We start from the raw sequence: 21,473 nt of genomic DNA on the forward strand, positions 1-21,473 counted from the left end.
TGAGTTTAATTGGCAATGTATGCGTTGGTATTTTCCGGTTTGATTTTGGTACTATTTTTCAATGTACCGGCTCCGTCAAAAACAACTTTGTCTCCTGCTTTCAGGCCTTTGGTCACCACGAAATATTGATCTTTCGTAATATCCATTACCTCTACCTCAACACTTTTCACAGTGTTATCAGCATTCACTACATAAACAAATCGTTTTCCCTGTAACTCGTAAGTACTTTTTTGCGGAATCATCACTACCTTATCTAAATGCTCTGTAAGACGGATCGTTCCACTTGCCCCACTTCTGATCAGTCCTTTCGGATTTGGAAAGTTGGCTCTGAAACTGGACGATCCTGTCTGGCTGTTGATCTGGCCCAGAACAGCTTCAAGAGTACCTTTCTGGTCGTATTCGGAACCGTCGGAAAGTAATAATGTAACCGATGGACTGCTTTTCAATTTCTCCTGAACCGTCGCTCCGGGAGTATCTCTCAGAAATTCCAAAAGCTGCTTTTCACTCATTGAGAAATAGGCGAATACATTTCCCGTATCAGAAATTGTGGTCAGCGGTGTGGTACTTGTACTGCTTACATAACTTCCCGTCTTCATTGGAAGACTTCCCACGACACCGTTAATTGGACTTGTAATACGGGTATAATTGAGATTGGTTTTCGCAGTTGCCACCTTAGAGTTCGCCTGGTTAAGCGCTGATTTTCTCATCTGTAAAGTATATTCTGCTGACTCCAGCTCAAACTTGCTGACAATGTCTTTCTGTACCAAAGGTTTTACTTTTCTTACCGCCATATCAGCCGAATTAAGATCTGCTTTAGCACTTATTACGGCTGCCTGGGCATTTTCCAGCTCCTGCTGATACTGAGGATTAAAAATGGTAAATAAGGTTTGCCCCTTATGAACCACAGCGCCTTCATCAATATAAACCTGTTTGACGTAGCCGTCAATTTTTGGCTGAATGTTGACCACTTCCTGTCCGTCTATGGTTACCGGATAATCACGATAAAGATCTGTGGAGCGAGACTGCACTGTAAAAACAGGATAAGTCTGTTCTCCCTGTGGCCCTCCCATACCGGGAGTACCCGAATTCTTATTATCTCCGCCGCAAGATGTCAATAACGATATTGTCATAATGCTCAGAACAGAATTTTTTATACGTTGATTAAAGCTGTACATTATATTTGATTTTGATTAACGTTGCTGAGGAAATAATGTCATTGGAAAACATAATTCCTCTTTTCAAGCATCAAAACAAGTTCAATCAAATCACAAATTTTCGGTTTACAGACCTACAGCAACAACAAATAGATAAAAACCAGAAATCGTATCGATGAAAAATGAATAATCAAAAAATCTCATTTCGTCGGTAAAAACCTTTGGATTCGTCGGTAAATCAGTGATTTTGGGAAGATTCTGACGAAAATTGATTTATTTTGTTTTTATTTACTCCACAAATTTTAAAATCAGAATGAAAAAGAACCTTTTGTGGGCTCCTCATTTATATATCATAATCCCACTTTTTTTATTTTTACTGTTTCCGCTGACATTTCAGATTTCTTTTCCCGAGGAGTTTTGGGTTCTGCAGATCTATCAGCTGATTCTTTATTTTGGGACATTTTATCTGAACTATTATGTCATAGTTCCCAAAATATTATTCAGGAATAAAAGCTTTGTTTTCATCATTGTTTTATGTTTGATCATCAGTATTTCTGCTACTCTCAATTATTATATTGCCGTTTTCTACAAAGTCCATTTAGTAATGGAAAAAATGGACAGCACCAACCAAAACAGCAGAGTCAACTTTCTCACGATCAACAGCTTTATATTTTTGGTTGTCACACTGTTTTTAATATTCATAAGTACGACCGTAAAGGTCAATGAGAGACTGAAAGATATCAGCAATCGCCGCAAAAAACTGGAGCAGGAGAAACTTGCTTCTGAACTCGCCTTCCTGAAAGCCCAGATCAATCCGCATTTTTATTTCAATGTCCTTCATGCCATCTATGCATTAACGGAAACCAATGTAGAGAAGGCTCAGGAAGCATTGCACAGCCTGTCATTGATGATGAGATATGTGATCTATGAAACTAAACATCACTCCTCGATGCTGAGTAAGGAAATTCAGTTTATAGAGCATTATATCAAATTGATGCAACTCAGAATTCCACAGAATACCAAGATTATTTTTGAGAAGCCAAAGTCTGTTCAGGATTACCCCGTTTCTTCGATGATTTTACTTCCTTTTGTAGAAAATGCCTTCAAACACGGAATCACTCATCATAAGGAAGATGAAATTACCATCCGTATTTCACAGGACGAAAACATTCTCTTTTTTGAGGTTTTCAATCCGATTGCAGAAATTAGCACGAAGGATCTGGAAGAAAGCAACGGAATCGGTCTTACCAATACCAAACGGCGTCTGGATCTGCTCTATCCCAATCATTACGAACTGGAAACTACTGAAGATTTAGAGAAAAAAGAATTCAGAATTATCCTTAAATTGCATCTTGTATGAAAATAAGCTGTATCATTATCGATGACGAACCGATTGCACTGGATCTGATCAAAAGATACGTGCTGCGTACTCCTGAACTGGAATTGTCAGCAGAATTCTCGTCCGGTATGGAAGCTATTTCATTTCTAAAAAGCAATAATGTGGACCTGATCTTCACAGACGTCAGAATGCCCGAACTCAGCGGAATGGAAATGGCACAGATCCTTGATAGAAAGCAAATCAGTGAAAAGCCAAGAATCATTTTTACTACTGCCTATGACACTTATGCTTTGGAGGGTTATTCTGTGGATGCATTAGATTATCTGCTAAAGCCTTTTACCTATGTAGATTTCAGCAAAGCGGTCCTTAAAGCTGAAAATTATTTTAAATTGATCAGACAGACTCCTGAAATAAAAGAAGAAAAACCAATTTCTGTTTCTACGGATTCAGCTCCTATTAGCGATCCATTTCTCTATATCAAAGTAGAATATCAATTGGTAAAAATCGTGAAAGATCAAATTTTGTATATCGAAGCAATGAAAGATTATGTCAAAATTTATCTTGAGAAAGAAACAAAACCAATTCTCACTTTAACAACCTTAAAAAGCATCGAAGAAAAACTAAATCCTCACAAATTTTTAAGAATTCACCGCTCTTATATCGTTTCATTAGATAAGATCACAGCAGTAAAGAAAAATTCTGTACAAATTGGACGAATGGAAATTGCTGTCACAGATTCTTACCGGGAAGCCTATAATGAGTTTATGGATCGGTGGAAATAGTTATTTGGTAATTAAATAATATAAGAAAGCTAATATTTCAATCCCGACAACTGTGAAATTCTCTCTAAATCTTCTACCAATATCCCGATTTCTTCGATCTTGAGTACAAAATCATTAAAAACCCCTACCTAATTTAACTTCTTAAATCAATCTTAATGGTTTTATTTCTCAAAGAAGAATTTATTTTAACCATTAAGATTTTAAGAAGTTAATTTTAAAAATCATCACTCAGCTTCCAGCCACTTCGGGTTTTGCTGCAATACGATTTCATGCACGGGGCAGTTTTCAGAATGAGAGCCTTTCAGGTAGCCGATGCTCATCAGGAATTCGTTAACGATTTCTCCGCCGGTGAATTTGAAGGTTTTCTTGAACAGCTTCATCCATTCCGGCAATGTTTTCGGATGGTGATGTTCCAGCCATTTTTCAAATGATCCGAATTCCTTCTGAAGCGCAATGATGGTTTTTGCATTTTCGATGGCAGCGTTTACCTTCAGTTTATTCCTGATGATTCCCGGGTCACTCAGCAGTCTTTCGCGGTCGGCTTCCGTATAGGCGGCTACTTTTTTAATATTAAAATTCTCATACGCTTTTCTGAAGCCTTCTTCTTTTTTCAGGATCGTCTCCCAACTCAGCCCGGCCTGGTTGATCTCCATGATCAGTCTGCCGAACAACTCATTATCATCATGAATCGGGAAACCGTAGTGGTTGTCGTGGTAATTTTGATGAAGTGCCTTGCGATCTTCGGGGGTCATTCTTTCTATTGCTGAACAGTAACTCATTGATAAATATTTTCGGTTTTAGTAAATTTTTTCCGGAGCAGTGCTGATGCAGACCCCGGTGTGACCTGCTAAGTTCACATTTATTCTGTAAATGTACAACCTAATGATGACAGATGTATGTCAGGAGACATTTTTCAATGGTCCGGACAGGTGAATCAGTGGTCATTATACGTCTAAGATATATCGCTATACGTCTTAAACATATCTTTATACGTTTTAGTAATGTTTTTATATGTTTTAAATATATACAGATCCGTTTAATATAAATACAGATATATTTTATATATATCATTCTACGTATAAAACGTATAAATATCTTTCTAAGACGTATAAAAACCTATCCGGAAGACCGCCCGACTACTGATGAACCATTCCATTTAGGTAAATTATAGGTATTAATCCTTTAAAAACCCGGCCGTATTGTTATTGTATCAGAATTTTCAGGATAGATATGAAGACGGATAAAAAAACCTCCGCAAAACGGAGGTTATTTATGTTAATGCATGGCTTCACTAAGATCGATTTTCTGTTTACCTTTTCTTTCTTTAATAAAGAGGATAAACGGAATACAGATCAGGAATATTACCCCGAGATAGAGGAACACATCCATATAAGAAAGTACAGTAGCCTGTTTGGTTACGGAAAGATCAAGCATTTTGTAGGCGGCATTCATCGCAGCATCGGGCGTCATTCCTTTAGCCATGAAGCTTCCTTTTAAAGCCTGGAGTCTCTGCTGAACCGCAAAGTCTGTTTCATCAAGATGAGAGATGAGGTTGACCCTGTATTTCTGACTGGCATTGGCAATGAATGTCGTGATGGCTGCAATCCCGAAAGATCCTCCCAGCTGTCTCATCATCCCGGTAAAGGCTGCTCCCTGACCGATTTCCTGACCTTTCAGCGTACTTAAAGATAAGGAGGTAATTGGAATAAATAAGAGTCCAAGCCCTGCTCCTCTTACGATCAGCATCCAGAAGAAGGCATCTTTACTGGTATCGGGTGTCAGAATTTTATACCCCCAGAAACTGTAGACAAAGAATATAAACAATCCTAAGGCGACAAGAATCTGTTGTTTGGCACCGGCTGATAATAACCGTCCGATAATCGGCATCATGAAGGCTGTTGTAAGTGCCGCAGGAATCATCAGCGCACCAGACTGCAGGGCCGTCCAACCCAGAATACTTTGGGTATAAAGCGGAACGATGAATGTAGAACCATATAAACCGAATCCCAATACAAAGGACATGACTGTACCGATCCTTAAGTTGCTGTTTTTCAAAACCCTTAATTCCACAATAGGATATTTGAAGGTGAGTTCCCGCCAGAGAAAAAGTATAAACCCTAAAACTGCTGATGCTGTAAAGAGTACAATCCATCCGCTTGCAAACCAGTCTTCTTCATGACCTCTTTCCAAAATATACTGTAACGACCCAACGGTAATAGCTAATAGAGCGATCCCGATCCAGTCGACATCCGAAGCTTTACGCTTTTCCGCATATTTTGGGCTTTTCACGAACTGGAGCGTCATTAAAGTTGCGGCAATCCCGATAGGAATATTAATATAGAAAATATACGGCCAGCTGAAATTATCTACAATATAACCTCCCAATGGTGGGCCTAATGTAGGGCCAATAATTACCCCTAAACCATAAATCGCCTGCGCCATACTTCTTTTTTCAATCGGGTAAGATTCTGTAATAATGGTCTGTGAAGTTACCAATAAAGCGCCCCCACCGATTCCCTGCATCAATCTGAAAAATACCAGTTCCCAGATGTTGGTGGCATTTCCGCAGAGAAATGAGAATACAGTGAATATAATGATGGATGCTGCAAAGTAATTTCTACGCCCAAACTGCTGGGAAAGCCAGCTCGTCATCGGCACGATAATCACGTTTCCGATCGCGTAGGCGGTAATGACCCAGCCGACTTCGGAAAGTGTGGCTCCCAGGTTCCCCTTCATTTCATTGAGGGCAACATTTACAATCGTGGAATCCACAATTTCAAGCAAAGCACAAAGAATCGCTGTAATCGTGATGATTACTCTCCGCGCTCCATATTCTACTAATGAATCTTGCATGTTTGTTTTAATAGTATTAAAAAAATTAAGAGATTAGGAGATTCAGAAAAATGAGAAATGAGAATAAGCATTTTTACGAACTAACTTTATTCTTAATCATTAATTTCTGTATATGTGAAGGTTTTAAAATATTGTCAGTAAAAGCAATTGAATATTACTTTTTAAATTTCATTTAATTTTTAACCCATCACGGATACAGCAATTTCTGAATCTCGAAAAATCTTAATTTAAAAGTGAATTGTCAATGTTCATCAACATTATTGTTTTTACTGCTTCATTTCAACATCTTCATTGATTTCCATCTTCATTGCCGGAATCATCTTCATCCTCAGCCTGCTTCTTCATTTTCCTCCTGATGGCTGACTTTCATCTGCAAACCGTCATCAACTTCATGACCTGCTTCCTTAATATTCATCATCAATTTACCTCCGCAAACTGACAATTCACTTATATTTTTATTTCAATGAAACTTCTGCTTTCACATTCATCCCTGTTCTGAGTTTTTTTGCAACATCCTTATCTAGGTTTACAAAATCGATCTTTACAGGAAGTCTCTGTACTACTTTTACGAAGTTACCGCTCGCGTTGTCCGGAGGAAGAATGGAGAATGTAGCACCGGTTGCAGGGGAGAAAGAGCTTACTACGCCTTCAAATTCTCTGTCCGGGAAGGCATCAATTTCAATTTTCACCTTTTGTCCTTCTACCATCTTATCAACCTGCGTTTCTTTGAAATTGGCCACTACCCATTTCTGATCATCTTTAACCAAAGCAAATAACTGGGATCCTGCCTGTAAGTATTGTCCTGCCTGAATCGGAACTTTTCCTACAAATCCGTCTTCAGGAGCCACTATTACTGTGTAAGACAGGTTTAGTCTTGCATTTTCCACATCCACTTCTCTCTGCTTGGCTACAGAACCGGCCACGCTGATTTGCTGTGAACTTGCTGCTGTCTGAGATGATGCGATATTGGTTTGTTGAGCGATCTGATTTCTTTGGTCAATTAAAACCTGAAGCTGTTTATCCGCCGTTTGTTTTGCTGCTAAAGCCTGCTCGTATTGCTGTTCTGTAATGGAATGATCTTTTACCAGATTGGCATATCTTTTCAGATCCTGCGTAGTTTTCCATACGTTTACTTTTGCGGCTTCGATCTGGGCATTGGCTGTTGTGACTGCTGCTTCGGATGAACCGATGTTTTTGGATGTGGCCGTTGTACTCGCCTGCGCGTTTGAAATATTGCTTTTTGCGGTAGACAAAGCTGCTTCTGCCTGCTCAAGAGCCATTTTCTGATCTCTGTTGTCGAGGATTACCAGTGTATCACCTTTTTTTACGAACTGGTTGTCTTTTACTTTTACTTCCGTTACGTATCCTGAAATTTTTGAAATAACCGGCGACATATTGGAAGCAATCTGTGCATCGTCTGTTTCTTCATGTACCTGACCGTAAGAATAGGTTCTGTATCCATAAATTCCTCCGCCGATCAAAACAACCGCTAAAATAATAGGGAAAACTAAACTTTTTTTCTTTTTAGTTTCAGTGACTTGTGTAGTATTATTTTCCATTTCGGTATCGTTCTTAATTTATTTAGTTGTTAAAGTTCCTGTAGTTTGTAATAGTTTTCTGTAGGCGAGTGCCGCATCTGCTTTTGCATTAATAACGCCTACATTCGCTGAGATCTGTGCTGCATCTGCATCCAGGAGTTCTGTCATTGTAGCCAGACCGTTATCGTATTTGTTTTTTGTAATCCTGTAATTTTCGTTGGCCTGCTCTGCAGATTTTTCGAAAACTGCGATTCTCTTTTTAGAATAATCGGTATTCTGATATTCTCTGTTGACATCTAATTTGATGTTATCATTTAATAATTCATTGGTTGCCGAAAGCTGCATTTCTCTTGCTTTTGACTGTTTTAATGAAGAATTTTCTTTCCAAAGATTGGATAGGTTGTAGGAAATTCCGACTCCGACATTTACCGCATTATAAATGGTTAAAAATTTCGGAATATCAGCTGCTACATATCCACCGGTAAAAGCGATGGAGGGAAGATTTTCTGCTTTTGCCGCTTTTGTTCCCAGTGCTGCAGCCTGTCTCTGCTTATCTAAAGCCTGAAGGTCTTTACGGTTTTCTCTGGCAGTATTGATATAATAGTCTATCGTTTTTACTTCGTTGCCTTCTTCAATATAATTCTGGTCTACATCGATTTCTGTGGTTTCTGGCAGTCCCAATAGCAAATCCATATTGATATTGGCAATATTGTAGTTGTTTTTGGCTTCCAATAATTGCAATTCGATATTTGAGGTCTGAAGGTTGGCCTTTAATCTGTCGTTTCTTGCAATGACGCCATTGTTTTCCATTTTAAGAAAAGTTTCATCTCTTTTTTGGGAAGCAGTAAGGTTCTCTTCTAATACCTTAATGGACTGATTGGCTTTAAACAAATTATTGTAAGCCTGAGCAACGTTGTAGGCAATAGCGACCTTATCATTTTCAGTGCTTAGCTTTGATGCTTCCACCAGATATTTTGCAGATTCGATTCCGTACTTTATTCTTCCGCCGCTGTAGATGGGAACGCTGAGGTTTGCAGATCCGTAAGCAACCTGATGTACTTCGGGACCACCATCTCCTGAAACTCCGGGAAGTTTAATGTTGATATTCGGTTTTAAGGGAAGATACATATAACTTCCTGAAACTTTCAGCTCGGGCAGTTGTCTGTTTTTAGCTTCCAGAAGATCGGCTGTAGCTTCTTCGATTTTTGCGGCATCGATCTTCAGATTTTTGCTGTTCTGGATGCCTAACTGCACAGCTTCGTCAAGAGTAAGTGTTTTTTTCTCCTGTGCATTTGCGTTTGCAATTCCCACAAACAGTGCCAGCGCAATGACTGAATTATTTATTTTCTTCATAACCCAAAAGGTCTTTAAGTAAGTATTTAATATGTGTATTAAGTTCTGTGTAATACTTTTCGTCGAAAATTTCTTCTTCATCCGTATTATTAAGGAATTCCTTGTACATTTCTTTGGCATTAGATGCGTAAAATAAAGTCCCGCTCACCGTAGAATGAAGAAGATAAATCGGTGGATTTTTAGTAAAAATTCCTTTCTCCAGCCCGCTTGCCAATATTTTTGAGTACATGGAAATAAATCCTAATTTGGTTTGCTTCAGAAAATCAACAATATGAGGATTCTGTGTATGAAGCTGCTCTCTCTGCATGATCCTGTAAAAACATTTGTGATGTCTTACTCTTCCTGCAAACTGGTCTACGATCTTTTCTATTTTTTCCCAGTCATTAATGTCCGTTCTTTCTAAAATGTCTTTTGCAAAAAACTGTCCTTCATTCATCCTGTACTCCACCAGTTTTTCATACAGCTTTTCCTTTGAACCGAAATAATACGAGATCATAGAAATATTTACATTGGCCGCTTTGGCAATCTCCCGGATGGAAGTTCCTTCAAAACCTTTTTCTGCAAAAAGCTTTTCGGCAGCAAATAATATATTTTCTTCTTTTGAAATCATTTCTTATTCTCATTTTTTGAGCATGCAAATGTACATCCAATTTTAAATAAATCAAACGATTGATTGATTTTTATTTAAAAATTAATATCTTTTTAATATTCGTTAATTTTAATTACCTGAAATTGTTATATTTGAAGTTTAAAAAAATAAGATTCAAATGAAAAAATTTATTTCAATTTTAGCTTTATTAAGCGTATTTACCTTGAATTTTGCACAGGAAAAAGAAGGATGCTGTGCCGGAAAAGACAAAAAACACGGTTCTACAGCAGATAAGAAAGCCAATGCAGATTATCATAAAGGTTGTGACAAAAAAGAATCTAGAGCACAAAGCAATGCCAAAGCAAAAAGCGCTAAAGAGAGAAAGGCAAAAAAAACTGCTTAATTGTAAAAATAAAATCCGATCCAGAGTCGGATTTTTTATGCATTTTTATGAATATATCTTGATAATTTTATTCCCAAATCTGTCCATATGATTTTTGGATTTCCGTTTCGGGTTAAATGCAAATCGGCCGTACTGATTTCTTCCAGAATGCTTTCGATATTGGCACCACTGATAAATTTTGAGAACCCAAGCCAGTTGAAGCCATTGGCATCAATTTTTTTATAAACCAGGTCTTCAGACTGATAATTCTGCAAAAGAGCCAATCTGAAAATTTCTGAACAGTAATTTAAAAAATTCTTTTGCTTTTCACGGTTCCAGCCTGCGATTTCTCTTGCCCAGAAGATAATGCTTTTTAAAAACTCCGGTTTCTTTTTTACCATGAATGCATCACGGACCCACTGAACAAAAAGTTTTTCAAACTCATCATTTTTACTTCCCGACTGAAGAAGCTTTACAGCGTCATTAAGATCTCCCTGCGACTGGTGGATGACCTCTCCTATTTTATCATCAGAGACATTGAAATTATTTTTAAGATAAATTCCGAGATCTTCATCGTTAATTCTCGGAACTTCTACGATCTGAGTTCTGGAAAGAATGGTCGGCAAAATATCATTTGTGCTTTCCGCTGTAAGGATAATGATTGTTTTTGCAGGAGGCTCTTCAAGAAATTTAAGGAATTTGTTGGCTGCGGCAACGTTCATTTTATCTGCCCGCCATACAATGAGAATTTTGGTTCCGCCTTCAAAGCTTTTTAAAGAAAACTTCTGATTCTGATCATCGATTTCATCTGCCGAAATGAAGAGCTGTTTGTTTTCAGATTCCAGAAAAGCGGTCCAGTCGTCATAGCTTGAATAAGGAAAATCCATAATCATCTCCCTGAATTCTTCAAATTTATTTTTGCTTAAAGAATTTCTGTTATCCGTAAAAACCGGAAAGCTGAAATGAAGATCAAGGTGGTTGAGATGTTCTATTTTTGAAGCGGCATGTTCATTTTCTCTGCTTAAAATTTCTTTTGCGTATGCCAAAACCATCGGCAACGTTCCATACCCTTCTTTTCCTACGAAAAGCTGCGCGTGGCTTACCCTGTTTTCAGCGATACTATCTCTCAGAAGTTTCTTGAGATTTTCCTGTCCGGCAATGTTCTCCCAATTCATGGCTCAAAGATAAAGAATTTTTGGAACGAATGATTTGTGAATCGTGAATTTTGCGTTGCAAATAAATCGTGAATTATGGCACAGATCTTTTGTTTTAGAGTTAGTAATTTTTACAATTATTCTTTAGAAATTAATTTCATATTCAATAATTTAATAAATTTGAAAAAACCAAATGATGTAAAAATGCCTAAAAAAGGAGTTTCAGCAATATCAGGAAACATCTCTCCCGTTGTTGGAGAAAAAAACACTTACCATGTCTCAGATTGGTATCCTGATACCCCCAGTTCGGAAAGAGATTTGAAAGCGGTAACCTGGGAACTTTTCAGGAAAAGAAGCAACGGAAAATTCACCACTACACACGTCAGGAAAAAAGGAGACAGCAGCTTTACTTTTGGAGAAGCATCTTTAGGGCACACCTATAGACTGGAAGGCTATCTCCATGAGCCGGAAGGCGGCGGGCTTATCATTACCCCAAAACCAAATAAAATCCCACAGATATGTAAGACAGAGCTTTATTATACAGATGGCACAAAAGGCAGTACATTCAGCTTTATGGAAAAACTGAGAGCCAAAGCTTATTGCGTGAATATGTTTCATAAAGAGGTAGTCTTTACGCTTTGGGAGGACGACGCCAAAGGAGCGGGCCATCATGCAAGCAATACTGTCATAGAAACCCAAAAAGCAAGAATAGATGAAAACGGTTTGGCAGCTGCAGAGTTTATGCTAACTAAAGTGTTGATGCGAAAGGCTCTGAAGGGTGAAGCCAACACCAAAGAGCTTGAATTTTATGTAACGGTGGAATATTACAAACATAATAAACACGCAACAGAAAATGTAGAGGTCGAAAACCCTTATGCGCAATATTACAATCCTAAACCTTATCAACCACCTGTAATACCCAAAGCGAAAGGTTCTCCCGCAGCGCAGAAACCGACAAGCCAAAAGGAAGAAAAAGGAATTGTAGATACTGCTATCGATAAGATGAAAGAACTCTGGGATTGGGGAGAAAGCAAAGGAACCGCTACAAAAGAAAAATCGCCAACGATATCTAAACCGGAAGGTAGGAGCGCTGTGGCTGTGGGTGGGGTGAAAAAGGAGGAGAAGAAAGAAGAGAGCTGTTTTTGTAAGCAATATGATTTGGTTTGGGGAGATAAAATAGGCTGTAATGAAAGAAAAAAAGTTATAGAAGTTGCTAAAAATCTCGATGTCAACCCTAATTGGCTGATGACTGTAATAGCAATAGAAACTATAGAATCTTTTAATCCTGCAATTCAAAATAGCTATGGTTATACAGGATTAATCCAAATAGGTAAAGATGCCGCAGACACAATAGGTACTACTATTGATTCTCTAAAAAAAATGACTTTTGTAGAACAAATGGATTACGTACAAAAACACTTGATGTCTAAAAAAGATAAATACAAAACTCTTACTGATTTATATTTGGCGGTCTTATATCCCAACGCCTGTGGGCATGGTTCAGAAAGAGATTACGTAGTTTTATATGGTACAGCATATAGAAATAACCCTTTATTTTTCAAAGAAGAAGGAGAATGGCAATATAAAATAATTGATAAAGATGGAAAAAAGATAAAAAAGGTTGTTCCAACTGATTCTAATGGGCATACCTATGTTTGGGAAGTTGCAATGGTAGCGCAAGAAAAATTTACAAAAGGGCTTGGAATTAAAGAAAATTTCTTTAGCTGTAATGAAGAAAAAAATAATACAACGAATTCTCCAGAGGCTGACATAGAATATCATATTTTTAGTAAAGGAGGTGACATTCATTATAAGATACGTAATAAAAAAAGACAAACATCAGAGTACTTTTATTATGATTTAAATGGTAAAATTCATAATCTGGGAAAATATAAACTAAATAAAATTTCTGATAATTATGGAGGAACCTATAAAGATAGAATTGGAGGAGATAATATTTATTTAATAGACATTAGAAAAATTAAAAATTATTCAAAAGGAGATATTAAATTTAAATTAAGTATAAATACAAATCGTTATTACATTAATGATGTAGCTTTAGGAGCTTTATTTGGAGCAATGCTTGATTGTAGTTATACCGATTTTACATTTAATGGATTTAGTAATGAAAAAGGGCAATCAATAGGAGGAAGTAAATCTCATAAAAATGGAATGCATGGCGATTTAAGATATTTGAGAAAAGATAAATCAGGAAAAGGAGCTCATTTAGATTTAAGTTCTGAAATAGGAGATCCTTGTGGCTGGAAAGGCATGGATGAAACCAGGCAGAATAAGTTCAATGATGCATTATATAAATATGGATGGAAAAGTATGTTATCATGGCAGTATAATAGCAAAACATTGCATCATTCGAAACACTTCGAGAATCACAATCATCATTTACACGTACAATCATTTAAACCTAATTTAAAAGAAATTCCTGAAAATGAATAAAAATAACATATTCAGTTTACTATTGCTTCTTGTTCTTGCTTTTATGTCTTGTAAAAAATATGATTCTAATAATGCTGCAAAAGAATCTATTACCAATAAAACACAGATTATAAAAAAAAATAAAACTCCAAAAGATACAATAATAAATAGCATTAATCTAAAAAGATTGAGTAATATTAAAAATGAGAATAAAGAAAAAATTGTTCACTTATATCTTAATAGTTTTAAAAAAGATGGAATAGAACCCAATGTAGCACTTGACCAAATAAAAAATAACTATAATATAATAACTGTAAAAAAATATATTGATTTGAACATTAATAAAAATCCTTATACAGTATTTTTTTTGTCATTTCCGTACGAGAATGATGAAGTTTATAAATCACTGATTCTTTCAAATAAAAATATGGATGATGGTCTTATATTATATGAAAAAATTGTAAATGAAGGAGAATACTTAAGAATTTCTGAAATTAGTGCATATAAAATAAAAAATATACTCTATAATATTGATTATTACAATTATGACAAGGACGGTAATATAATATCCAACAAGAAAAAAAGAGATTCTATTATTATAAAAGAAAACTTTTTTACAATTAACAATAGTATTTTTGAAAAACAGCTTAAAGCAAATTTTAAATCTTGGTATGGAAAATACATTTTTACTATTAACAAAGAAAGTCCTGAATGGAGAGATATACAGGATGTAACATTAACAATTAAAGAAGATTCAGCGATCTTTCATGTTGAAGGCCATCAAATCGATCAAAATTATTCATTGTCTTATATTCAAGAAGAAAATAAATTGAGATTATTTTATAATAAGTCTTTAGATAATTTTGAAAGTGCTGTTTTACAAAAAACCAAAGATTTCGGAATTCTAAGTTATAATGGCAAAAATTATATTTGGAGTTGCCCTTATATAGACGATAGTTTTACAAATAGAAAAAAAATAAAATATAAGTTGAAAAAAATAAAATGAAAGAAATAAATTTAGTTTTTATTCTATTCTTTTTAATAGGTTATAAGCAGAATGCTCAAAATATTCACAAAAGAACAAATAATAATCAAAAGCTATATAACGTTGTAAGCTACCCAATTTTGTGACCATTCTAAATGATAGATTCTTTCATTTTTTGTTTATATTTTTTAGGGCTTATATTTCCTAATGCTTCGTGCGGTCTGTTGTAATTATATTCTATCCACCACTGATTTGCTTTTTCTTCGGCATCCTGTAGATTTTTAAAGACATACATATTGAGAAGCTCATTTCTACAGCTTTTATTCAGTCTTTCAATAAGGCTGTTTTGTGTAGGTTTCCCTGGTTGTATATAATGGATCTCTATTTTATTTTCCTGAGCCCATAGCTGAAGATTTTTAGATATAAACTCAGGGCCATTGTCAACTCTTATGCGTTTAGGCTTACGCCCTTGTTGTTTTAACTGTTCTAAAACTCTCACTACTCTTGCAGAACAGATACTTGTATCAATTTCCATAGACAGTAATTCCCGGTTATAATCATCAGCAATATTTAATATTCTGAATCTTCTCCCGTCATATAAACTGTCGCTCATAAAATCCATACTCCAACATTCATCAGGCTCCAGAGGAATATTGATGTTTTCTTTGATTCTGGTGGGAAGTCTTTTTCTTACCCTTCTGCGAATGCTCATTTTTAAGGCCACATAAACCCTATGAACCCGTTTATGATTCCAAATATATCCCAAATTCCTAAGTTTATGATATAGCTTCCAAAAACCATAACCTGGATGCTCTTGCGAAAGTCTGGTCAGAGCATCAATTAATTCATCGTCGTTCTTTCTGCTTTTGTACCGATAGCTGCGCCTGCTGATACCAATTGTTAAACAACTTTTCCTCTCACTGAAATTATATTTCTCCCGGATAAAGTTGACAATTTCACGCCGTCCAGAAGGCTTTACCACTTTTTTGACAGAACATCTTTTAAAGCTTCAATCTCTAAACATCTTTCTGCATAAAGTTTTTTAAGTTTAGAATTTTCGGATTCCAGATCCCGCATCTTTTGAATATCCGAACTTTCCATCCCAGAATATTTACTCTTCCAACGATAAAATGTACCTTGTGTAATACCATGAGTACGGCATATTTCTATCACACTCTTCCCAAGTTCTTGTTCTTTCAAAATTCCAAAAACCTGACTCTCTGAATACTTACTCTTTTTCATATTTAAATTTAAAGTTTTTTAAAGCAAAAACTCTATCTTTAAATGGATACATTTTCAGGGAAGTTTACAACGTCACTGCCGATCCTGAAAACCCCAAAGAATTAAAATTCGATAAATCGATATTAGCCAAAAATAATATTTTTAAAATATGTGAAATAAAAACAAAAGAATTAATCTAAAAAGTCAATCAAGTATTACAACATTTTATCTTTATAAAAATAATAACTGGACTGAAGTAGCAAAAAGCGATACCGTAAAATTATCAATATTCATCCCCCTTAACAAACTTTAACCTCATATAATTTTTACAATTCATTAATATTTAAGATATTTGCGCATTATTTTAAAAATAAAGAATGAAAAAAATCTTTGTACTATCATTAATATCAGTTGGATATTTCCTAAACGCGCAGAATCTGAGTAATTCACCTTATGCGACTTACGGAATCGGAGATGTAAAATATGATAATACGATCGAAACGTCCTCTATGGGGGGAATATCAACAGCTTTTATAAGCGATTTTACAAGTAATTTTAATTTTGCAAACCCCGCAAACAATGCTAATTTCGAGCTTACCAGTATCAAGCTGGAAGCGACCAACGAAAATAATTACTTCAAAACAGATTATAACAATACGAAGTCTACCAAACATTCTACGTATTTATCTAATATTTCACTGGCTTTTCCATTATCTCCAAAACTGAAAATGGGACTTTCTTACCAGCCATACAGTTCAAAAAGCTACGATATCTTGCATATAGATGAGCTTAAAGACGAAAATGGTGTCGTATATGCCAATAGAGCCAACAGATTCAAGGGAAGCGGAACTTTAAATACCGCACAGATTGCATTGGGATATAAAGTCAATGATAAATTTGCTGTAGGGGCAAGAGCCAATTATTATTTTGGGAATCTTTATGACCTTAATGAGCTTGCTTATTCCAATGCGGAACTTATCAATGGTTATGAAACCAAAAACAGTATTAGAAACTTCAACTTTACATTAGGAGCAAGCTACCAGAACCTCAATACAAGCACTGACAGAAAGCTGACGATTGGTGCCACCACAACTTTCGGTAACACAAGTAACATGGTAACCGATTATCTGAACAGCACGTATTACTATTCGGATGCAGGACAAACTGTAAAAGCAAATGAAAGTATTATTGAAGAGAAAAATACAAACTCAAGAAATCTTTTACCACTACAAGCATCCCTCGGTGTAGGATATGGTGAAGAGAATAAATGGTTCTTATCTGTGCAGGGAGATTACAAAAAAGGCGAAAGCATAGCTTATTTTGGTCAGTCTCTTGATCTTCAGGATTCTTACAGAATTTCTGCCGGAGGCTGGTATTTACCAAACTATAACAACTTCAGAAGTTATTTTTCAAGAATCGTTTACCGCTACGGAGCTTTTTATGAAAAAGGAAGCTTACAGATTGCTGGACAGAATATTAATAAATTCGGGGTTTCTGCGGGCGTTCTTCTTCCTTTCAAAAACAGCAGTATAACAAGAATGAGCGGTCTTGAGCTTGGTCTTGAAGTCGGAAAAAGAGGAACACTTAAAAATAATCTGATCAACCAAAACTACGTTAACCTGAAAGTTGGTTTCAATTTTGCCGATAAATGGTTCAGAAAGACTTTATATAACTAGCATGAAGCTTTTCAGAAACATATTAAATAAAAACAATATAGCATACCTTTTCAGTTGTGCTATATTTTTTATGATAATATCCTGTGAAGAAGATCTTACAAAAAGTAAAGGTAAAAACAATAAGAATTTCCCTTCACAGATCATCAACAATGCCAATATTATTCAAAGAGATTCAGGTTTTGTAACTATGAGAGCGAAGGCTCCAATCATTGAGAAGTATGAACTCATTGACAGTCCGTACACCGTTGCGAAGAAAGGAGTAAATATCCTTTTTTACGATAAAAAGAAACCGAAAATCCCTGGAACGATCAAGGCGAAATATGCTAAATTTTATGATTACAAGCAATTCTACGAAGCAAGAGGCGACGTAAGAATTACCACCAATGAGAATGAAAAATTTGCGATGCAGAGTGTATTTTGGGATCAGAGAAAAAAGAGAATTTATACACGTGACACCGTTTACGTGACGATGAAAGACGGCTCCACCCTGATAGGAGCTCATGGAATGACTGCCAAAGATGACTTCTCCGAATATGTTTTTTATCAGAATTCAGGAGATTTCAGCACCGACAAACTGTCTGAAAACAAACGATAATTTATGATTTTTCATGCCATAGGATTGATGTCCGGAACGAGTTTAGACGGATTGGATATTTGTTTTGCCAAATTCGAAAAGAAAGATTCATGGAAATTTGAAATTATAAAAGCTGAAACACTTCTCTATTCCGCAAAATGGGAAGAAAAACTGAGGAATTCAATATATCTTTCAGCCGAAGAATTATTGGAACTCAACTCCGAGTACGGTTTTTACTTAGGAAAAGCTGTTGAAAATTTTATTGAAAAAAATCAGCTTGAGAATGTAGATTTAATCGCATCTCACGGTCATACGGTATTTCATCAGCCTCAAAAAAAATTCACTTTACAGATCGGCGACGGGAGAGCAATAAAACTAGAAACGAATCTTCCGGTCATTTTCGATTTCAGAAGTCAGGATGTACTGATGGGTGGTAACGGAGCTCCACTTGTACCGATCGGTGACGAACTGCTTTTTTCGCAATACGACGCCTGCCTTAATTTAGGTGGATTTTCAAATATTTCATTAAAAATTAACGATCAAAGAATTGCTTTTGACATTGCTCCTGTAAATATTGTCCTGAACAAACTAGCTCAAAAATTCAATAAAAATTTTGACGAAAACGGAGATTTGGCCAAGAAAGGAGAAATTAATGAAGAATTACTTTTAAGATTAAATTCATTAGACTTTTATAAGCAACCCCATCCAAAATCATTGGGTATTGAATGGTGCAATGAAAATATTTTTCAACTATTTAAAAATATTGGAACCATTGATCTGCTTGCGACCTTTACAGAACATATTTCTCATCAGATCTCGAAAGTTTTTAATGAATATCAATTAAGTAATATACTTTTTACAGGCGGCGGAACTTACAATCAATATTTAATTGAAAAAATTAAAGCAAAAACTAATGCTAAAATTATTATTCCCGAAAAGGAAATCATTGACTATAAAGAAGCTTTAATTTTTGCCTTTATGGGAATTCTTAGGATGAATAATAAGATCAACGTTCTGGCATCGTCTACAGGCAGTTCCTGTGATCACAGTTCGGGAATTATTGCATAAAAAACCTCCATTTTGCGGAGGTTTAATTTATTTATAAGCTTCAATCTTATCGGTCAGCGTATTGATAAAGTTCTGAAGAGGTTTTTCCACCATCATTTTAATAAATGGGTTAAACTTACCTTCAAACAACATCTGAACCTCTGTCTGATTTTCGTTAAGAGGCTGCAAAACTGCAGTCAATGAAAAATCCAGACTGGAACTTGCCGACTTCAAAACTGCTTTCTGATCATTCACTTCATCTATTTTCAAGGCGATTTCCGGCATTCCCTGCAACCCAAATTTAAATCCGTCCTCTCTCGTTTCAAACTTCTGAAGACCATCCGGCATAAAATCTTTGTAATTTTCCGGTGATTTCAGTATTTCTACAAGATCTTTAGATGATTTATTGACAATAATCTTTCGTCCTTCTAAATTCATTTTTTATTTTTGTATTTAAATTCTTAATTCTTACAAATGTATAAAGTTTTTGTGAACGAAAAAAAATTATTGTTGTCTAAGCAATCTGAAAACTTAGAAAAAACGCTTGGATACGAAGGTGTCACAACATTGGAGATCGCATTGGATCTTCTTGAAAATACATCTGTAAAGGAATTAAACGTTTTCGGGGATAATATTGCTGTAATCTGGTCAGAATTCCAAAAACTCTTCAGAATTATTGAGGCTGCCGGTGGTATTGTAAATAATCCCGCTGGTGATGTTCTTTTCATCAAAAGACTGGGAAAATGGGATCTTCCGAAAGGAAAAATGGAGAAAGGAGAATCCCGGGAAGAATCTGCCGTACGGGAAATTGAAGAGGAAACTGGTCTTGCCGACGTGGAACTGGTAAAGTTTATCAATACAACCTATCATATTTATGTAGAAAGGAATGGCGACAAAGTTTTGAAATGCACGCATTGGTTTGAAATGAATTTTAATGGTGAAGACACTTCAAAACCACAAATAGAAGAAGGGATTACTGAAGTTGCCTGGAAAAACACCGTTCAGATTGAGGATGAAGTTTTTCCAAGCACATTCAAAAATATTAAATTAATTATCCGAGAATTCTGGAGTACAAAATCTTAAATAAAATCTATTGCTTTTTCCAGAGCAATGCCTCTGGAGGCTTTTAATAGTATATTTTCTGAAGATATTGTATTTGTTTTAAGATATTCCGTTAATTCTGATGTGCTTTCGAAGCATGGCGTAGAATGATTAACAGCCATGAAATTTTTGCCAACAGTAATAATTTGATCAAAACCTAGATTTAAAGCTAAGTTTAATATATTATGGTGTTCAATTTCACTCTCATCTCCCAGTTCAAGCATATCACCAATAATAATTGTTTTTGAGCCTTTGAATGTAACAAAATTGTGTAAAGAGGCAGTCATTGAGCTGGGATTAGCATTATATGTATCTAAAACGAGTGTTTTACCTCCTTTTTCAGCAATCTGAGAACGCATATTTGTTGGCATATAGTTTTTAATAGCATGGCCAATTTTATCAAAATCAATTCCGAAATGAAGCCCTAAACTGGCAGCAGCACAAAGGTTGGTGAAATTATATTCTCCCGTAAGTTTTGAAAGAGCTTTTTTGTCCTTATACATTAAACCTACAAAATGTTTTTCTGAAAAAAGCTCAAACTGATAATCTGATTCGGCTTTACCAAAGGTAATTTTGATTGGATAATCCATTGTTTTCTCAACCTGAATAGGATCGTTTTCGTTAACAAGAATTGTCTGATTATTATTTTTAAGATATTCATACAGTTCAGATTTTCCTCTAATAACTCCTTCAAGACCTCCGAATCCCTCTAAATGCGCCTTCCCGAAATTGGTAATATATCCGAGATTTGGCTGTGAAATTGAGGATAAAAATTCAATTTCTTTCTGATGATTGGCTCCCATCTCGATTACTGCCATTTCGTGTTCCGGTCTGATAGAAAGAATAGTTAAAGGAACGCCGATATGATTATTTAAATTGCCACGTGTGTACTGCACATTAAACTTTTCAGAGAGAACCGCATGAATAATTTCTTTAGTTGTCGTTTTTCCATTACTACCAGTTAATCCGATGATAGGAATTTGAAGATTATTTCTGTGATATACAGCAAGCTCTTGTAAAAATTCTAAAGTTGAAGGAACATAGAAAATATTCTTCTCTTTATTTTCGTAATCCTGCTGTTCTACGATAACAGCCAAAGCTCCTTTATGAATAGCCTCTTCAGCTAATGTTGCAGCATTAAAATTCTCACCTGAAAAAGCAAAGAAAATATCATTCTTTCGAATTTTTCTGCTGTCGATAACAACATTTTCGGACTGTAAAAACAAAGGATAAAACTGTTCTGTATTCATGGTTCAAAAATAAAAAAACCTTCCAGAATTCCGGAAGGTTTT

Annotated in this window: 19 protein-coding genes; 9 read left to right on the forward strand and 10 right to left on the reverse strand. The window is 35.6% G+C overall.

The genetic code is table 11. The features are described from left to right. Positions 1–5: 5 nt before the first annotated feature. Positions 6–1,175, reverse strand: a complete 1,170-nt coding sequence (locus ACWNCI_RS09385; protein WP_449388092.1) for an efflux RND transporter periplasmic adaptor subunit — start codon at positions 1,173–1,175, stop codon at positions 6–8. 292 nt (positions 1,176–1,467) lie between these two features. Here ACWNCI_RS09385 and ACWNCI_RS09390 point away from each other — a divergent pair, with 292 nt between their 5' ends. Both ACWNCI_RS09390 and ACWNCI_RS09395 read left to right on the forward strand, forming a co-directional pair. Continuing rightward, positions 1,468–2,514 carry a sensor histidine kinase gene (locus ACWNCI_RS09390; protein WP_449388093.1) on the forward strand — a complete coding sequence of 349 codons (1,047 nt, stop codon included), beginning with the start codon at positions 1,468–1,470 and terminating at the stop codon, positions 2,512–2,514. Further along, positions 2,511–3,275: a LytR/AlgR family response regulator transcription factor gene (locus ACWNCI_RS09395; protein WP_346984568.1), complete on the forward strand. Its 765-nt coding sequence runs from the start codon at positions 2,511–2,513 to the stop codon at positions 3,273–3,275. The genes ACWNCI_RS09390 and ACWNCI_RS09395 overlap by 4 nt, the downstream gene beginning before the upstream one ends. 224 nt (positions 3,276–3,499) lie before the next feature. On the opposite strand, the gene ACWNCI_RS09400 is transcribed toward ACWNCI_RS09395, so the two are convergent. The 5 genes from ACWNCI_RS09400 to ACWNCI_RS09420 all read right to left on the reverse strand — a co-directional run bounded on the left by ACWNCI_RS09400 (position 3,500) and on the right by ACWNCI_RS09420 (position 9,629). Continuing rightward, entirely contained in the window at positions 3,500–4,054 is a 555-nt protein-coding gene (locus ACWNCI_RS09400; protein WP_449388094.1) for a DNA-3-methyladenine glycosylase I, read from the reverse strand. A 496-nt stretch (positions 4,055–4,550) separates the two neighbouring features. Then, the gene (locus ACWNCI_RS09405; protein WP_346984566.1) at positions 4,551–6,128 is read right to left on the reverse strand and encodes a DHA2 family efflux MFS transporter permease subunit; all 1,578 of its coding nucleotides are present in this window, start codon (positions 6,126–6,128) and stop codon (positions 4,551–4,553) included. Positions 6,129–6,583: 455 nt separating this feature from the next. Beyond that, the gene (locus ACWNCI_RS09410; protein ID WP_346984565.1) at positions 6,584–7,687 is read right to left on the reverse strand and encodes an HlyD family secretion protein; all 1,104 of its coding nucleotides are present in this window, start codon (positions 7,685–7,687) and stop codon (positions 6,584–6,586) included. An 18-nt stretch (positions 7,688–7,705) separates the two neighbouring features. After that, positions 7,706–9,019, reverse strand: coding sequence for a TolC family protein (locus ACWNCI_RS09415; RefSeq protein WP_449388095.1), 1,314 nt, complete (start codon positions 9,017–9,019; stop codon positions 7,706–7,708). Further along, positions 9,003–9,629 (reverse strand): TetR/AcrR family transcriptional regulator, encoded by a 627-nt coding sequence (locus tag ACWNCI_RS09420; protein ID WP_346984563.1) that lies wholly within the window; start codon positions 9,627–9,629, stop codon positions 9,003–9,005. The genes ACWNCI_RS09415 and ACWNCI_RS09420 overlap by 17 nt, the downstream gene beginning before the upstream one ends. Positions 9,630–9,786: 157 nt before the next feature. On the opposite strand from ACWNCI_RS09420, the gene ACWNCI_RS09425 reads away from it, so the two are divergent. Further along, positions 9,787–10,011, forward strand: a complete 225-nt coding sequence (locus ACWNCI_RS09425) for a hypothetical protein (protein ID WP_449388096.1) — start codon at positions 9,787–9,789, stop codon at positions 10,009–10,011. A 35-nt stretch (positions 10,012–10,046) separates the two neighbouring features. Here ACWNCI_RS09425 and ACWNCI_RS09430 read toward each other — a convergent pair whose 3' ends face one another. After that, the gene (locus ACWNCI_RS09430) at positions 10,047–11,165 is read right to left on the reverse strand and encodes a DNA polymerase III subunit (RefSeq protein WP_449388097.1); all 1,119 of its coding nucleotides are present in this window, start codon (positions 11,163–11,165) and stop codon (positions 10,047–10,049) included. A gap of 159 nt (positions 11,166–11,324) precedes the next feature. Between ACWNCI_RS09430 and ACWNCI_RS09435 the strand changes: the two genes are divergently transcribed. Both ACWNCI_RS09435 and ACWNCI_RS09440 read left to right on the forward strand, forming a co-directional pair. Further along, positions 11,325–13,598 carry a hypothetical protein gene (locus ACWNCI_RS09435; protein WP_449388098.1) on the forward strand — a complete coding sequence of 758 codons (2,274 nt, stop codon included), beginning with the start codon at positions 11,325–11,327 and terminating at the stop codon, positions 13,596–13,598. Beyond that, the gene (locus ACWNCI_RS09440; RefSeq protein WP_449388099.1) at positions 13,591–14,583 is read left to right on the forward strand and encodes a DUF5991 domain-containing protein; all 993 of its coding nucleotides are present in this window, start codon (positions 13,591–13,593) and stop codon (positions 14,581–14,583) included. Before ACWNCI_RS09435 ends, ACWNCI_RS09440 begins: the two co-directional genes overlap by 8 nt. 130 nt (positions 14,584–14,713) lie before the next feature. Here ACWNCI_RS09440 and ACWNCI_RS09445 read toward each other — a convergent pair. Beyond that, a protein-coding gene (locus ACWNCI_RS09445) for an IS3 family transposase (RefSeq protein ID WP_449386732.1) occupies positions 14,714–15,804 on the reverse strand; the annotation gives its coding sequence in 2 pieces (ribosomal slippage) (positions 14,714–15,552 and positions 15,552–15,804; 1,092 coding nt in all). Between the two features lie 356 nt (positions 15,805–16,160). Between ACWNCI_RS09445 and ACWNCI_RS09450 the strand changes: the two genes are divergently transcribed. Genes ACWNCI_RS09450 through ACWNCI_RS09460 form a run of 3 tightly spaced genes read left to right on the forward strand, consistent with a single transcriptional unit; the run spans position 16,161 to position 19,101 of the window. Beyond that, positions 16,161–17,459 carry a hypothetical protein gene (locus ACWNCI_RS09450; protein ID WP_449388100.1) on the forward strand — a complete coding sequence of 433 codons (1,299 nt, stop codon included), beginning with the start codon at positions 16,161–16,163 and terminating at the stop codon, positions 17,457–17,459. Position 17,460: 1 nt separating this feature from the next. After that, positions 17,461–18,054, forward strand: coding sequence for an LPS export ABC transporter periplasmic protein LptC (gene lptC / locus ACWNCI_RS09455; RefSeq protein WP_449388101.1), 594 nt, complete (start codon positions 17,461–17,463; stop codon positions 18,052–18,054). A gap of 3 nt (positions 18,055–18,057) precedes the next feature. Then, a complete protein-coding gene (locus ACWNCI_RS09460) occupies positions 18,058–19,101 on the forward strand; it encodes an anhydro-N-acetylmuramic acid kinase (RefSeq protein WP_449388102.1) in 1,044 nt (347 codons plus the stop codon). Between the two features lie 27 nt (positions 19,102–19,128). On the opposite strand, the gene ACWNCI_RS09465 is transcribed toward ACWNCI_RS09460, so the two are convergent. Then, a complete protein-coding gene (locus ACWNCI_RS09465) occupies positions 19,129–19,518 on the reverse strand; it encodes a hypothetical protein (protein ID WP_042722070.1) in 390 nt (129 codons plus the stop codon). Positions 19,519–19,554: 36 nt separating this feature from the next. Between ACWNCI_RS09465 and ACWNCI_RS09470 the strand changes: the two genes are divergently transcribed. Continuing rightward, positions 19,555–20,163, forward strand: a complete 609-nt coding sequence (locus ACWNCI_RS09470; RefSeq protein WP_346984552.1) for an NUDIX hydrolase — start codon at positions 19,555–19,557, stop codon at positions 20,161–20,163. Here ACWNCI_RS09470 and ACWNCI_RS09475 read toward each other — a convergent pair. Continuing rightward, positions 20,160–21,431: a UDP-N-acetylmuramoyl-tripeptide--D-alanyl-D-alanine ligase gene (locus ACWNCI_RS09475; RefSeq protein WP_449388103.1), complete on the reverse strand. Its 1,272-nt coding sequence runs from the start codon at positions 21,429–21,431 to the stop codon at positions 20,160–20,162. The genes ACWNCI_RS09470 and ACWNCI_RS09475 overlap by 4 nt on opposite strands. Positions 21,432–21,473 lie beyond the last annotated feature (42 nt).

The organism is Chryseobacterium lineare, from assembly GCF_977014045.1.